Annotated in this window: 16 protein-coding genes; 11 read left to right on the top strand and 5 right to left on the bottom strand. The window is 57.2% G+C overall.

The genetic code is table 11. From position 1 onward, the window contains the following. The first annotated feature begins 314 nt into the window (after positions 1-314). The 4 genes from NSU14_RS29675 (at position 315) to NSU14_RS29660 (ending at position 3,800) form a co-directional block, all read left to right on the top strand. Positions 315-1,436 (top strand): sulfate ABC transporter substrate-binding protein, encoded by a 1,122-nt coding sequence (locus NSU14_RS29675; protein ID WP_042133087.1) that lies wholly within the window; start codon positions 315-317, stop codon positions 1,434-1,436. A 114-nt stretch (positions 1,437-1,550) separates the two neighbouring features. After that, on the top strand, positions 1,551-2,402 hold the full coding sequence (cysT, locus tag NSU14_RS29670) for a sulfate ABC transporter permease subunit CysT (protein WP_336101227.1): 852 nt from the start codon (positions 1,551-1,553) through the stop codon (positions 2,400-2,402). A 202-nt stretch (positions 2,403-2,604) separates the two neighbouring features. Further along, entirely contained in the window at positions 2,605-3,468 is an 864-nt protein-coding gene (gene cysW, locus NSU14_RS29665; protein ID WP_076243560.1) for a sulfate ABC transporter permease subunit CysW, read from the top strand. Positions 3,469-3,578: 110 nt separating this feature from the next. Beyond that, positions 3,579-3,800, top strand: a complete 222-nt coding sequence (locus tag NSU14_RS29660) for a YezD family protein (protein WP_039299580.1) — start codon at positions 3,579-3,581, stop codon at positions 3,798-3,800. Positions 3,801-3,927: 127 nt separating this feature from the next. Here the strand turns inward: NSU14_RS29660 and NSU14_RS29655 are convergent, their stop codons facing one another. Continuing rightward, positions 3,928-4,236: a hypothetical protein gene (locus NSU14_RS29655; RefSeq protein WP_042232103.1), complete on the bottom strand. Its 309-nt coding sequence runs from the start codon at positions 4,234-4,236 to the stop codon at positions 3,928-3,930. 271 nt (positions 4,237-4,507) lie between these two features. Between NSU14_RS29655 and NSU14_RS29650 the strand changes: the two genes are divergently transcribed. The 3 genes from NSU14_RS29650 to NSU14_RS29640 all read left to right on the top strand — a co-directional run bounded on the left by NSU14_RS29650 (position 4,508) and on the right by NSU14_RS29640 (position 7,748). Then, a complete protein-coding gene (locus NSU14_RS29650; RefSeq protein ID WP_042133096.1) occupies positions 4,508-4,924 on the top strand; it encodes a GNAT family N-acetyltransferase in 417 nt (138 codons plus the stop codon). 51 nt (positions 4,925-4,975) lie between these two features. After that, complete coding sequence (locus tag NSU14_RS29645) at positions 4,976-5,608, top strand: NAD(P)-dependent oxidoreductase (RefSeq protein ID WP_039299589.1); 633 nt, start codon at positions 4,976-4,978, stop codon at positions 5,606-5,608. Positions 5,609-5,810: 202 nt separating this feature from the next. Then, positions 5,811-7,748 (top strand): NAD(P)H-hydrate dehydratase, encoded by a 1,938-nt coding sequence (locus NSU14_RS29640; protein WP_340948191.1) that lies wholly within the window; start codon positions 5,811-5,813, stop codon positions 7,746-7,748. Positions 7,749-7,894: 146 nt separating this feature from the next. On the opposite strand, the gene NSU14_RS29635 is transcribed toward NSU14_RS29640, so the two are convergent. Further along, a complete protein-coding gene (locus tag NSU14_RS29635) occupies positions 7,895-8,350 on the bottom strand; it encodes a hypothetical protein (protein ID WP_039310540.1) in 456 nt (151 codons plus the stop codon). Positions 8,351-8,417: 67 nt separating this feature from the next. After that, the gene (locus tag NSU14_RS29630) at positions 8,418-9,314 is read right to left on the bottom strand and encodes an SDR family oxidoreductase (RefSeq protein WP_340948190.1); all 897 of its coding nucleotides are present in this window, start codon (positions 9,312-9,314) and stop codon (positions 8,418-8,420) included. 161 nt (positions 9,315-9,475) lie between these two features. Here NSU14_RS29630 and NSU14_RS29625 point away from each other — a divergent pair, with 161 nt between their 5' ends. The 3 genes from NSU14_RS29625 to sdaAA all read left to right on the top strand — a co-directional run bounded on the left by NSU14_RS29625 (position 9,476) and on the right by sdaAA (position 11,586). Beyond that, complete coding sequence (locus NSU14_RS29625; protein ID WP_340948189.1) at positions 9,476-9,877, top strand: GNAT family N-acetyltransferase; 402 nt, start codon at positions 9,476-9,478, stop codon at positions 9,875-9,877. 123 nt (positions 9,878-10,000) lie between these two features. After that, a complete protein-coding gene (gene sdaAB / locus NSU14_RS29620) occupies positions 10,001-10,711 on the top strand; it encodes an L-serine ammonia-lyase, iron-sulfur-dependent subunit beta (RefSeq protein ID WP_042133105.1) in 711 nt (236 codons plus the stop codon). After that, on the top strand, positions 10,708-11,586 hold the full coding sequence (gene sdaAA, locus NSU14_RS29615; protein ID WP_042133107.1) for an L-serine ammonia-lyase, iron-sulfur-dependent, subunit alpha: 879 nt from the start codon (positions 10,708-10,710) through the stop codon (positions 11,584-11,586). The genes sdaAB and sdaAA overlap by 4 nt, the downstream gene beginning before the upstream one ends. A gap of 38 nt (positions 11,587-11,624) precedes the next feature. On the opposite strand, the gene NSU14_RS29610 is transcribed toward sdaAA, so the two are convergent. Then, on the bottom strand, positions 11,625-11,927 hold the full coding sequence (locus tag NSU14_RS29610; RefSeq protein WP_039310552.1) for a hypothetical protein: 303 nt from the start codon (positions 11,925-11,927) through the stop codon (positions 11,625-11,627). A gap of 79 nt (positions 11,928-12,006) precedes the next feature. Between NSU14_RS29610 and NSU14_RS29605 the strand changes: the two genes are divergently transcribed. Next, positions 12,007-12,201, top strand: a complete 195-nt coding sequence (locus NSU14_RS29605) for a YwbE family protein (RefSeq protein WP_042133109.1) — start codon at positions 12,007-12,009, stop codon at positions 12,199-12,201. A gap of 110 nt (positions 12,202-12,311) precedes the next feature. On the opposite strand, the gene NSU14_RS29600 is transcribed toward NSU14_RS29605, so the two are convergent. Next, positions 12,312-13,115, bottom strand: a complete 804-nt coding sequence (locus tag NSU14_RS29600) for an HNH endonuclease (RefSeq protein ID WP_340948187.1) — start codon at positions 13,113-13,115, stop codon at positions 12,312-12,314. Between the last annotated feature and the right edge of the window lie 90 nt (positions 13,116-13,205).

Below are 13,205 nucleotides of genomic sequence, written 5' to 3'. Positions count from 1 at the left end.
CAGGAACGGCCGCCACTTGCTGCCGCCGGGCGGAATAGAGCCATCTTTCATCCAAATTGAAAAAAAGGTTTGACAGCGCGCAGGGCATTCAGTATTATGTCTGTATAACCTACTAAATGGGTAGGAATAATCAAATAAGTTCTTACCGTACAGACGGAGGAACGCCTGCTTCAGGCTCGCAGATACGCGTCCATAGGACCGGTTTGACCAGCCGCAAGTGGGCTTTCCTGCGTCTTTTTTTGACGGAAATCCAACCAACAAGAAATTCACAATGATAATGCAATTACAAGAACATTATGGGGGAGTGGTTTGTGATGAAGAAAGGGATCAAGAAGGGGCTTATCGCCGGTTTCACACTATTATTGACGGCAGGGCTTACTGCTTGCGGCAACAACAATGGAGGGAACAGTGCAGGCGCGGCAACAGAAGCTCCGGCAGCAACAGAGGCGGCTGCGAATACGGCGGCTACACCGGAGGCAACAAAGGCCCCAGCCAAAGATCCGGTCGAGCTGCTGAATGTGTCCTACGACCCTACACGTGAACTATATGAGAATTATAACAAGGCATTCGCCGCTTACTGGGAGCAGGAGACAGGCCAGAAGGTTACGATCAAGCAATCGCATGGCGGATCAGGCAAGCAGAGCCGGGCTGTACTCGACGGTCTGGAAGCAGATGTAGTTACGCTGGCGCTCGGATATGACATTGATGCTCTTCAGGAAACGGGTCTTATCGGCGCGGACTGGCAGAGTAAATATGAGCATAACAGCTCCCCGTATACTTCCACCATCGTATTCCTTGTGCGTAAAGGCAACCCGAAAGGCATCAAGGACTGGCCGGATCTGCTCAAGGACGATGTAGAAGTGATCACTCCGAACCCTAAGACTTCCGGCGGTGCGCGCTGGAACTACCTGGCAGCCTGGGGATATGCGCTTGACCAGAATAATAACGATGAAGCCAAGGCTCAGGAGTTCGTACAGAAGCTGTTCAAAAATGTACCCGTACTGGACACCGGGGCGCGCGGCTCTACAACTACCTTCGTGGAACGCGGAATCGGTGACGTGCTGATCGCCTGGGAGAATGAAGCCTACCTGTCGATCAAGGAGCTGGGTCCGGATAAATTCGAGATTGTAAATCCGTCGGAGAGCATTCTGGCCGAGCCGCCGGTAGCCGTGGTGGATAAAGTTGTCGACAAGAGAGGCACCCGTGAGGTCGCAGATGCTTATCTGAAATACCTGTACACCGAGGAAGGCCAGGAAATCGCCGCCGAGAACTATTACCGCCCGACTCTGGAAAGTGTGAAGGAACAGTACAAGGACCAATTCCCTGAGATCAAGCTGTTCACACTGGCGGACAAATTCGGAACCTGGAAGGAAACCCAGGAGAAGCACTTTAATGATGGCGGAATCTTCGACAAAATCTACGTGCCGGGCAGCTGATAGCCAGTTCCGGGATGGAGCTGAGCAGAACAGGTAAGGCGAATTTTGCAGGCGGGGTCCCGCCCGGTTGCTGATCGGCCAACGAGCCGAAGGCAGGAAAGGATGAATGGGCAAATGAATGTCACCACTAAAGCTGCTGCGGGGGCTGTGTCACGGCGCAGGCTTCTGCCGGGTTTCGGAATTACGATGGGGTTCAGCGTATTGTATCTGAGTCTTGTCGTTCTGCTGCCGCTGTCAGCGCTGCTCTTCAATTCGACGGGACTCAGCTGGGCTAAGTTCTGGGATGTGGCTACGGATGCCCGTGTCCTGGCCTCCTATCGGGTCAGTCTGAGTACAGCGGCAGCTGCAGCCCTGATCGATGCTGTTCTGGGGCTGCTGCTGGCCTGGGTGCTGGTACGCTATGAATTTCCGGGCAAAAGGCTATTCGACGCCCTGATCGATCTGCCGTTCGCGCTCCCTACAGCTGTAGCGGGTGTGTCACTGACAGCACTTTATTCCCAGAACGGCTGGATCGGCTCCCTGCTGGAGCCGCTGGGCCTCCGGGTAGCCTTCACGCCGCTTGGCATTACGCTGGCGCTGATGTTTATCGGCATTCCCTTTGTGGTCCGCACGGTTCAGCCCGTGCTGGAGGATCTGGACAGGGATATGGAAGAGGCATCGGCCACACTGGGAGCGGGACGCTGGCGGACCTTCGTGCGGATCGTTATGCCGGAGCTGTTCCCGCCGCTGCTTACGGGCTTTGCACTGGCTTTTGCCCGGGGCATCGGCGAATACGGCTCCGTTGTATTTATCTCCGGCAATATGCCAATGCGTACGGAGATTGCTCCGCTTCTCATCATGTCCAAGCTGGAGCAGTTCGATTATGCCGGAGCAACAGCGGTGGCGCTGCTGCTGCTGCTAATCTCCTTCCTGATGCTGCTGGTCATCAACAGCCTCCAGCACTGGGCGCGGAAGAGCTCGCGTTAAGGATTCAGGAAATCTGGACAACGGCGGCCATTCAAGATGCCTATGCTAACAAAACTTAAGTGAATGCTTCCGAAGCGAGTTTTATTGCGATGTTTATCGAGGAGCGGAGGCTCCATAAAACCTAAGCGAATGCTTCCGAAGTTAGTTTTGTACGAAGCAGATTCAGGATGCCTAAGCTAACAAAACTTTAGGAGGAATAAAAATGGCCGGTACGGTTCCCTTACATGTCCCCGCACCGCGAAAAAGCGTGTCGTCCCCCCGGACGACTGAATCCAAAGCGGTGAAATGGGTGCTCATTTCCCTTGCCGGACTTGTATTGCTCTGGCTGATTGCCCTGCCGCTGATTATCGTGCTGGTGGAGTCGCTGAAGCGGGGGCTGGATGTCTACTGGGCTGCGCTGACCGATCCGGATGCCGCCTCGGCGCTGAAGCTGACCCTGCTGGTCGCGGCCATTACCGTTCCGCTGAATACGATCTTTGGTGTAACGGCGGCGTGGGCAGTGACCAAGTTCCGTTTTCGCGGCAAGGGCTTTCTGATTACGCTGATCGATCTGCCATTTGCCGTATCGCCGGTAATTGGCGGGTTGATCTTTATTCTGGTATTCGGCTCGCATGGCTGGTTCGGTCCTTGGCTGAGCAATCACGATATCAAGATTGTTTTTGCTTTGCCGGGTATTGTGCTGGCTACGCTGTTTATCACCTTCCCTTTTGTGGCGCGCGAGCTGATTCCGCTGATGGAGGAGCAGGGCACACAGGAGGAGGAAGCGGCCATTACGCTAGGTGCGCACGGCTGGCAGATTTTCTGGCGCGTGACGCTGCCCAATATCAAGTGGGGTCTGCTGTACGGCATTATTCTCTGTAATGCACGGGCAATGGGGGAGTTCGGCGCGGTATCCGTGGTATCCGGGCATATCCGGGGAGAGACGAATACCCTGCCGCTTCATGTCGAGATTCTGTACAACGAATATCAATTTTCGGCATCCTTCGCCGTTGCCTCCCTGTTGCTCCTGCTGGCCCTAGTGACGATGATGGTCAAGAGCCTGCTTTTACGTAAAAATGCTCATTGACAGTCCTTGGGGTCCGTGCTAAGTTAATTCATAGTATACAAGGTGGTAATTACGGAATAACGGGATTTAGGCGGAGATACTCCCCTGTCCGGGGAAAGGGAGGCTGGAGAATGGCTAAACCACTGAAAGTGGATGAGGTATGGCTTGCGCGGATAACGGAACTTCTCGACGATATGGAGTTCGGCTCATTGCATATTGTGGTGCATGAAGGTCAAATCGTACAGATGGAGCGCACAGAGCGCAAACGTTTCGAGAACAGCACAGCAAATGCACGTTATAGTGGAGAAACCGGAAGCCGGCGGACCGATTCCCGTTCTGCGGGACGAGGATAGCAATCTGTAGTGCACTGATAAATGATCATACATTTCCGTGAACAGAAAAAAGGGGTATCTCACAAGCCTGGAAATGACTGAATGAGGTACCCCTTTTGTATGCCGGGACATTAGTGTAAGCTTTACTTTAGTAGCGTGTGTTGCGCCGTGATCCGCTGATTCCCTCCACCAGCAGGATGAGGGCAGTGATGGCATGCATAATCCAGCCGACAAAAGGAATCAAACCGACCACCGAGGTGACGATACCAACTGCGTTACCGATGATAGATCCGCGTTCTCTCAGCAGAATAATTACAGCTACGGCATGGAGCAGAAAAGCAACCCCCAGCGGTACCCAGGCATTGGCTACGACAAATGCCCCGCCGATGAACGGCAGTGCCAGAAAAGCCTCATAAGCGAAAGTTCCCCATTTGAATAATTTCCCTATCGGAGACATAATAACTCCACCAGCCTTCCAAGTAGTCTTATAAAGATCCTATTCCACAGTTTACCCAAGGATACGGGCTAAGAATAACCCTGTGCCGGCAACAGATGCAGAACCGTTTGTATTTCTGAGTAATTGTACGCCGGGGGGAGGCGGGACGTTTCATTTTTCCGGATAAGATAGGCGCTGCCTTGCCTCGAAACCTTGCAGTCATATATATTGGTAACAGGTTAACAGGAGTGTCCGCGTGCAGGCGGATAATCATGACAAGAGGGGATAATGTATGGACAAGACATTGCAGCCGGATATCCGGCATGAGCTGCCAACAGTGGAGCAATACCTGGCCCTGCGGCTGGAAGCCGGGCTTAGTCCCATGAGTGTGGAGGGAGCCGGAATCGGGCTGCCCCGCTCCGCGTTTGCTGTAACCTTGTATGAAGGAGATATATTGGCTGGAATGGGACGGGTAATCGGGGACGGGGGCTGTTTTTTTCAGGTGACCGATATTGCCGTGAAGCCTTCCTTTCAGGGGCAGGGTCTGGGGAAAATAATTATGCGGGAAATCCGCCGGTTTCTGGATACCGTGCCGGACAAGGCGTATATTAGTCTCATTGCTGACGGGGAAGCCTCAAGGCTGTATGCCCAATATGGATTCGCACCGGTCCTGCCGGATTCTCAGGGGATGTTCCTGCGGCGTTCATGATGAAAAGAGGATCAGGGCTGCAAACAAATACGAAAGTGAGGCAACAAGAGAATGGATATCGTAGTATTTGGTGCATCGGGTAAGATCGGAAGTGCGATTGTAGAAGAAGCGTTAAAAAGAAAACATGAGGTTACCGCTGCCGTCCGCAAACCGGAAGCCTTCAGTATTCAGCATGACCGGCTTAAGGTTGTTGCAGCCGACCTGCTGGACCCCGCCACGGTAACGGCAGCTCTGCACGGACATGAAGAGGTTATCAGCGCATTCGGACCGGCGCCGGGGCATGAGAATGATCTGCTGCAGGCGGCGGATTCCCTGCTGACAGGGATGCGTGCCGCCGGGCTCCAGCGCCTGATCGTTATCGGCGGGGCAGGCAGCCTGAAGACGGAAACGGGGGAGTGGCTGATGGACACGGCTGATTTCCCGGAGAACTTCCGTCCGCTTGCGTCGGCTCACGCCAATGCCTATGAAATCTACAGAGGGTCAGAGCTGGATTACACGTACCTGAGTCCGCCTGCTGCCATTATCGCCGGACGCCGGACCGGCCAGTTCCGGATTGGTCTGGACCGGCTGATTGTGGACGAGAACGGGCGGAGCAGCATCAGCATCCAGGATTTCGCGGTAGCGGTTATCGATGAGCTGGAGGAAGGCAATTTCAGCAAGACCCGTTTTACAGTGGGGTATTAATAGATGCAGATTAAGCTTGTCAGGAAATAAAGCGGCCTAGAATGCAGGCTTCGTAAGCTTAAAGCCCGTCCTCTTGAACGCTCAGGAGGGCTTTTTGCTGTCATTCCGGGCACCTTAGCCGGATGAGGATGTGTCAAAGTCTGCAATTTGCCTGATTCTATAGTACTGGGTACAATCGAAGCAACTAAAGGGGGGCTTGGCTATGGATGTGGTAACTGCGGAGGAGATGCGGGCATTCGACCGCGAGACGATTGAGCGGCTGGGAATTCCGGCAATTGCGCTGATGGAGAACGCCGGGCGGGCGATTGCCGAGGAGGTCATCGTATTGTGCCGGCGGCGGGGGGCAGGCGCGGGCGGTGGCACAGGGAGTGCAGACGCAGAGGAGCGAAGCTTCGGTGCAGGAGCCGTGGGCGGCGTGGGCGGAGGAAGGCAGAGCTATGGAGCGGGCGTGGTGGGCGGCGGAGGCAGAGGAACGCAGAGCTATGGAGCGGGCCTGGCCGGTGGTGAAAGCGAAGGAACGCAGAGCTATGCGGCCGGCGTGGGCGGCGGCATAGGGAGCACGGATGCAGAGGGGCGATGCTACGGGGCAGGATCCGTGGGCAGCGCGGGCGGTGGAAGAGGAGGAACGCAGAGCTATGGAGCGGGCGCGGTGGGCGGCGGAGGCGAAGGAACGCGGAGCTATGCGGCCGGCGGGCCGGCGGTCCAGCCGCCGGGCTTCTCTGTCAGCGCCGACCCGGCGCTGACGCTTACCGCTGCCGGCGGCGAGCAGTGGCTCATCCTCGCCGGCAAAGGCAACAACGGCGGCGACGGGCTCGCCGCCGCCAGGCACCTGCGTGAGGCCGGCATCGCCGTCACGCTGGTGTATGCGGCCGCGCCGGAGTCGCTGGCCGGCGAAGCCGCGCTGCAGCGGGATGCCGCTGCAGCCATGGGCATCCCTGCCGCAGTCTACGGCAGGGATGCTGTGGACCTTGCCGCATGCAGCGGCATCGTAGATGCGCTGCTCGGCACAGGCAGCGCGGGCGCCCCGCGCGGTGCCTATGCGGAGCTGATTGCCGCTGCGAACGCCAGCGGCAGGCCTATTGTATCCGCGGACATCCCCAGCGGGCTGGACGCGGACACGGGCGAGACGCATGAGCCCTGCATTCATGCGTCGGTAACCGTCTGCCTCGCGTTCCTCAAACGCGGGCTGCTGCAGTATCCCGGCGCCGGAGCAGCCGGGCAGGTGGTGGTCCGCTCCATCGGCATCCCCGCTGCCCTGGCGCGTGAGAGCGGCGTCCCGGTCAGCCTGCTGACGCCGGAAGTGCTGCGGACACGTCTGCAGGTCGACGTGTCGCGCCGCCGTTCGCCCGAAGGCCACAAGGGCACTTACGGGCATGTCCTGCTGGCAGCAGGAAGCCTGCGCATGAGCGGCGCCGGCCTGCTGTGCGCCCGCGCTGCGCTGCGCGCCGGCTGCGGGCTGGTGACGTGGGCGCTGCCGGATAAGCTGCTGCCCTATGTGATCGGCTGCGCACCTGAGCTGATGCTGGCCCCGGTATCCGGCGGCGACGGGGAATGGAATGCCGGTACGGCGGCTGAAGTGCTGCAGCTAAGCGGAAGCCGCGATTGTATAGCTGTCGGCCCCGGTCTTGGCCGGTTCGAAGGAGATACGGATTGGCTCCGCAGGCTTTGGGAGGAGACGGAGTCTCCCCTGATTCTCGATGCGGATGCGCTGAATATACTGGCGGATGCCGATTACGGGTCCTGGACCCGCCGCCATCCGGTAATTCTGACCCCGCATCCCGGGGAGATGGCCCGGCTGGCAGGGACTTCTACAGCCCGGGTGCAGCGTGACCGGATCGGACTGGCGCTGTCTTATGCCGCAGCGCACGGCGTAATCCTGGTGCTCAAGGGAGCCCATACAGTCATAGCAACGCCCGAAGGACAGGCTTATGTGAACATCACGGGTCATCCGGGTATGGGAACCGGCGGTGCGGGTGATGTGCTGACCGGAATCATCTCCGGCCTGCTGGCCCAGGGCCTGGATGCTGCACAGGCGGTAGCCTTTGGGGTCTATCTCCATGGGCTGGCCGGAGAACGGGCCGCCCGGAAACGGGATAACCCGGCGGCCTTGATCGCCGGGGATATTATTGAGGCGCTGTGAACCGTAACTCCGGAGCTGCTGCGGCTCATTATCTATACACCATACCCGTGATCCTGCCGCTTCTGCTGCGCCAGTGCGAGTCTAAGGGTAGCACTGCTCTGCCCTGAATGGATTAGTGTTACAGCTCTGCCAGCGGAAGCACTGTATCAGAACAAGACCAGGCAGAGCAGCGGAATAAACAAGGCGAAGAAGGGAAGCAGGAGCGGGTAGCGTTCGCCGGCAATCTGGGCGAACCGGAACAACAGCAGCACTACAAGTCCGGCAAGACCGCTGGTCATTGCATCGCCGCCTTGCTCAGAAGCCAGCCACAGGCCGGCTCCAAAGCCGGCTACGGCGTATAACACCAGGGCCGGACTGAGCGAAGTGGACCGGAACATGCGCAGCAGGGCATCGGCAAGTATCGCTGCCGGTAAGCCGTAAGCGTAGATGGCATACGGCACCGATACCGGCCAGCCATCCGGCACTCCGCCTTCGTAGCCATGGCCGAGCATAAACAGGGAAACGAGAATAAAGGTCAGTCCGGCGGCCGACAGCTTGGTCAGTGCGTACATGCCCGCAGTCAGGCGGACAGAAGGCAGATCATAATCCTTATGTGTGGTCATCGCTTAACATCCTTTCGGGGTGGGTGAAGAGCACGGCCGGAATGACCGGACGAATCCGGCGCATGAATCAGCTTGTAACCATGTCCCTTCCGTTAACATGAATACAGGTGCCTGTTACATAGGAAGCATCAGGGCTGGCCAGATAGACATAGGCTCCTGCCAGCTCATAGGGCTGTGCCGCCCGCTTGAACGGGGTGTCTGTGCCGAATACACTGACCTCTTCAGCGGAATAGCTGGAAGGAATCAGCGGTGTCCATACCGGACCGGGAGCTACACTGTTGACGCGGATGCCGCTGTCCGCCAGTGAAAGAGCCAGAGAGCGGGTGAACGAGACAACGGCGCCTTTGGTGGAGGAATAGTCAATGAGCTCCTTGTTGCCCTGATAAGCGGTAATGGAGGCGGTGTTAATAATGCAGCTTCCTTTGTGCAGATGCGGGAGTGCGGCCTGGGTCAGGAAGAAGAAAGGGAAGATATTGGTGCGGTAGGTCTGGTACAGCTGCTCCTCTGTGATATCCAGAATGCTCTTCTGCGGATATTGGACGGCGTGGTTATTCACCAGAATGTCGAGCTTGCCGAAGGTCCGCACGGTGTGCTCCACCGCTTCGAAGCAGCACTCTTTATAGCGCAGATCCGTCTCAATCCGCAGGCAGCGGCGTCCAAGCTCTTCTATCCGGTGCTGCGTAGCTGCGGCATCAGAAGCTTCGTCCAAGTAAGCGATGGCAATATCTGCCCCTTCTTTGGCAAAAGCGATGGCGGCTGCTCTTCCAATGCCGCTGTCTCCGCCGGTAATCAGGGCAACCTTTCCTTTGAGCCTGCGGCTGCTGCCCTCGGGACTCTCGCTGATCGGACGCGGATTCATCAGACTCTCCAGACCCGGCTGGCGGTCCTGATGCTGTGGGGGGAAGGCGATAGGCTGCACGCGGCATACCGTCTTTTCTCCGTAATAGGGGTAAACGGGATTCATCGGGTGATACTCCTCCTTGCCTGTTGGCTCTCCGTATATTGGTATGCATGCGCCCAGAAAAGCGTGCGCCGCAGTCCTCTTCTGGGTGATCCTTAAGACGCTCTTAACTTTACATACTAAAAACTTAGAAATGGAGAGAATAACTAATGCTATACAGACCAATGACAGCCGATGATTACGAGGCAGCTTATCAATTATGGAAGAATACGGACGGGATGGGTCTTAGTGAAGCGGACTCGCGCGGGGAAATTATCCGTTATCTGGAGCGTAATCCGGGAATCAGCCAGGTGTGTGTGGATGAGGACGGTACACTTGCGGGTACAGCGGTGTGCGGACATGACGGACGCAGAGGATATATGTATCATGTGGCTGTCAGCAGCAGCAGCCGGGGTAAGGGTGCTGGGCGTGAGATGGTCACACGCTGCCTGGAGAGACTGCGGGAGGAAGGCATCAGTAAATGCCATCTGATGGTCATCGGGCATAACGCTCTGGGCCGCAGCTTCTGGTCAGGCACCGGCTGGCAGGAGCGGGATGGCCTTGTGCTGTTCTCGCGGAACAGCTGATAGGTCACAAACAATGTAATAGTGTAGCTTTTGTCCGGACGCAGTATAATATATAGGAGCTTTACAAATGACTTGCACTATTCTATGTGCAATGTCGAATTTTGATAGCGGGAGACCTGAGCGATGCGGTTTAAAGATGTATTCTCAATTATCGGTCCGGCGATGGTCGGACCTTCCAGTTCGCATACAGCGGGGGCGGCGCGGATCGGCAGAGCGGCACGCCAGGTGCTCGGTGAATTGCCGCGTACGGCAGAAGTCACGTTCTTCGGTTCTTTTGCGGCCACGTATCAGGGACATGGAACAGACCGGGCTATCGCCGGAGGTCTGCTGGACTTTACGACCGATGACCACCGGCTGCCGGATTCCATAGAGCTTGCTGCCGAAGCCGGAATGGAGGTTTCCTTCGGTCAGGGGACGGGCTTGTTCCCCCATCCCAATACGGTCCGCTTGCGGCTTACCGGCAGCGAGAGCGGCACAGAGCTGATGCTTACCGGGATTTCGATCGGCGGCGGCAATATCGAAATTGTTGATATTGACGGATTTGGCGTGAAGCTTACCGGCATGTATCCAACCGTGCTGATTAATCATATGGACTATCTGGGCGTACTGGCCAGCGTTACGGATGTAATGCGGCAGGGCCAGTGCAATATTGGACATATGTCGCTGGACCGCAAGAACCGCAGCGGAGCAGCCTTGACGGTGCTGGAGCTGGATGAAGCCGCTACACCGGAGCTGCTGCGGAATTTGCGGGCGCTGCCGGCTGTGAAGTCCGTGAAAGTCGTCGATTTGAATGAACAGGCACATGAGCAGAAAGGAAAGGACATTACATCATGAATTTTCAAACACTCAGCCAGCTGGCTGTATTATGTGAAGAGCGGGGTCTGGGAATCGGCGCTCTGATGCTTGAGGAGCAGAGCGCGGAGTCTGGACGTTCCAAGGAGCAGGAGTTCGCTACCATGAGCCAGTATTACGGCGTAATGAAGGAAGCGGTGCACCGCGGCATGCATGAAGACACCACCTCGCGCAGCGGCCTGACAGGACTTGACGCCCAGCGTGTGGCTGCTTACAATGCAGCGGATGAACCTTGCCTTGGCGGTCCTGCCGGCCAGGCCATGGCGTATGCTCTTGCGGTTTCGGAAGTGAATGCTTCCATGGGGCGGATTATCGCTACGCCGACCGCAGGCTCCTGCGGAATCATTCCCGGGGTGTTCCTGAGCTGTCAGGAGCGCTTCGGCTGGGATGATGACTATATGGTTACCGGCCTGTTCGCGGCTGGAGCCATCGGGTATGTTATTGCCAACAATTCCTTTGTATCGGGAGCGGAAGGCGGCTGTCAGGCCGAGGTCGGCTCAGCCATCGGGATGGCGGCAGGGGCCTTGACTGAAATGCGCGGCGGCACACCGGCGCAAGCCGTGCATGCCGTAGGGCTGGCACTGAAGAATACACTGGGGCTGATCTGTGATCCGGTAGGCGGACTTGTGGAGATTCCATGTATTGTCCGTAACGGCTTCGGTGCCGTCACGGCACTTGCTGCGGCCGATATGGCACTGGCCGGTGTCCGCAGTGTGATACCGTCCGATGAAGTGATCAAGGTCATGCTGGAGGTAGGCTCCGCCATGCCCGAGAAGCACCGCGAGACGGCGGGGGGCGGACTGGCGCAGACGCCAACCGGCCGCCGGATTATGAAGGATTTACGGAACAAGAAATAAGCTGCGGGAGCTTTCGGACGTCAGCCATTTTTGCGGGGCTATAGCATACGGAACCGTTCAAGCTGATCCCACAGCCCCTCACGCCGGAGGATTTCCTCCTGCTTCGGTCCCATCAGGTCGAAGTGGGGAAACGGCTGGCGGTTATGAATATATTGCGGCGGAAGACCGTTCTTCCTGCACCACTCCCTCAGGCGGGGGAGATCACTGCACCCGACCTTGGTCACTGTGGTGATGTCAGGAAAACGCTTGTCCAGCCAGTAATGCGTAAGGAACGCGATTTCACCAGCGGAGACCGCTTGTTTCCAGCGGGCTAGTTCTGCTCTGTTAATGCCAAAGGCCATAGCTGTCATCATCCTTATTGATCATAGTGAATTGATTAAATACAAGAATATAAGATATTTCCGGAAAGGGGAGAAGAACATGAACGGGCAAGTTAGAGCGGATATCCGCCCCGGACTTCAGGTTGATATTGTACTGAAGCAGGATCAGGCGACCGGCAAACTCACACATGGCGCGGTTAAAGACATTCTGACCAATTCGCCCCGCCATCCGCACGGAATCAAAGTGCGGCTGACTGACGGACAGGTAGGACGGGTCAAGAACATTACAGGTTAAGCAGTATACAGAAGAATGAAGAAGCGCCGCGAGCCGGGGCGGCTGTGTCCCTTGGGCAGCCGCCGGGGTAAGAGGCGCCTTTTGATTTGCGTACAGGATCATGAGCCTGCTTAACGGCCCATGAACTCCTCTACATACTGGTCGGCCTTGGTCTGATTACATAAATTGCAGGCGCAGACACAGTTGTCCGGCGTAGTGTGCCCGCCCTTGGCACGGGGCAGCAGATGGTCAATGGTATCCCCGTATAAGCCGCAGAAATAGCAGATATACTGGTCCCGGGTCAGAATATAGGCGCGGAAATCCTTATTGCTGTATAAGCGGCGGATTGTACGGCGGTTCACGACAACTGCGGCATGCTCCCGGACAAGCGTTACCGCAAGCGCAAGATCAATCTCCTGATGCCAGCGCCGGCCTTTGTCGCTGTGCCCGCGCATCAGAATCATACCCTTGCCTGAAGGGATGAGCGCAGAGGCATCCTGGGGATCGGGCTTCGGTCCGCGCTGCTGGGGGATCGTGCGTCCCGTTTCCGCACTGCGCGGACGGGACTTGCCCTTGAGGCCGGAGGTACCCGCGCTGCCGCGGCCTTCCTTGGCACGTTCGGGCAAGGAAGGCTGACGGCCCAAGGCAGCAGGCGGTTTGGCAGCTCCGGAGCCCGCTGCAGAGATCGAGACCAGTGTCTTATCCCGCTTGGCAGTCCCTGTGCCGGGCGGACGCTCCGGCAGTGCGGGTGCCGCGCTTGCACGCGGCGGCGCAGCCGCAGCCCCTGCTTCACGTAGCTTGCGGCATTCCCGGCAGGCTCCGCGCCGGGAGATACCCTTGGAGCGCTTGCCTGTACGTCTGCGGAATTCGGAGAGCGGCTTAAGCTGATGGCAATAGGCACATTGTTTGGATGGAGTAAGAATAGTTTCAGTCATAAGTATACTTGGCAGGACGGCCCTCAGCCGCAACTGTCCAATCCCTTCTGTATTTTGAAATAGAAACTTATTTACGGTATACCGCCATGT

This window comes from Paenibacillus sp. FSL R10-2771 (assembly GCF_038000205.1).
Taxonomy (GTDB): domain Bacteria; phylum Bacillota; class Bacilli; order Paenibacillales; family Paenibacillaceae; genus Paenibacillus_AQ; species Paenibacillus_AQ phytohabitans.
Note: the sequence above shows the minus strand (reverse complement) of the source record. Positions and strands in the feature narration are given on the sequence as shown.

What these genes read in the sequence shown, in the direction of transcription:
- NSU14_RS29675 (WP_042133087.1), top strand. Translation starts at nt 315, where the DNA reads ATGAAGAAAGGGATCAAGAAGGGGCTTATCGCCGGTTTCACACTATTA.
- cysT (WP_336101227.1), top strand. Translation starts at nt 1,551, where the DNA reads ATGAATGTCACCACTAAAGCTGCTGCGGGGGCTGTGTCACGGCGCAGG.
- cysW (WP_076243560.1), top strand. Translation starts at nt 2,605, where the DNA reads ATGGCCGGTACGGTTCCCTTACATGTCCCCGCACCGCGAAAAAGCGTG.
- NSU14_RS29660 (WP_039299580.1), top strand. Translation starts at nt 3,579, where the DNA reads ATGGCTAAACCACTGAAAGTGGATGAGGTATGGCTTGCGCGGATAACG.
- NSU14_RS29655 (WP_042232103.1), bottom strand. Translation starts at nt 4,236, where the DNA reads ATGTCTCCGATAGGGAAATTATTCAAATGGGGAACTTTCGCTTATGAG.
- NSU14_RS29650 (WP_042133096.1), top strand. Translation starts at nt 4,508, where the DNA reads ATGGACAAGACATTGCAGCCGGATATCCGGCATGAGCTGCCAACAGTG.
- NSU14_RS29645 (WP_039299589.1), top strand. Translation starts at nt 4,976, where the DNA reads ATGGATATCGTAGTATTTGGTGCATCGGGTAAGATCGGAAGTGCGATT.
- NSU14_RS29640 (WP_340948191.1), top strand. Translation starts at nt 5,811, where the DNA reads ATGGATGTGGTAACTGCGGAGGAGATGCGGGCATTCGACCGCGAGACG.
- NSU14_RS29635 (WP_039310540.1), bottom strand. Translation starts at nt 8,350, where the DNA reads ATGACCACACATAAGGATTATGATCTGCCTTCTGTCCGCCTGACTGCG.
- NSU14_RS29630 (WP_340948190.1), bottom strand. Translation starts at nt 9,314, where the DNA reads ATGAATCCCGTTTACCCCTATTACGGAGAAAAGACGGTATGCCGCGTG.
- NSU14_RS29625 (WP_340948189.1), top strand. Translation starts at nt 9,476, where the DNA reads ATGACAGCCGATGATTACGAGGCAGCTTATCAATTATGGAAGAATACG.
- sdaAB (WP_042133105.1), top strand. Translation starts at nt 10,001, where the DNA reads ATGCGGTTTAAAGATGTATTCTCAATTATCGGTCCGGCGATGGTCGGA.
- sdaAA (WP_042133107.1), top strand. Translation starts at nt 10,708, where the DNA reads ATGAATTTTCAAACACTCAGCCAGCTGGCTGTATTATGTGAAGAGCGG.
- NSU14_RS29610 (WP_039310552.1), bottom strand. Translation starts at nt 11,927, where the DNA reads ATGGCCTTTGGCATTAACAGAGCAGAACTAGCCCGCTGGAAACAAGCG.
- NSU14_RS29605 (WP_042133109.1), top strand. Translation starts at nt 12,007, where the DNA reads ATGAACGGGCAAGTTAGAGCGGATATCCGCCCCGGACTTCAGGTTGAT.
- NSU14_RS29600 (WP_340948187.1), bottom strand. Translation starts at nt 13,115, where the DNA reads ATGACTGAAACTATTCTTACTCCATCCAAACAATGTGCCTATTGCCAT.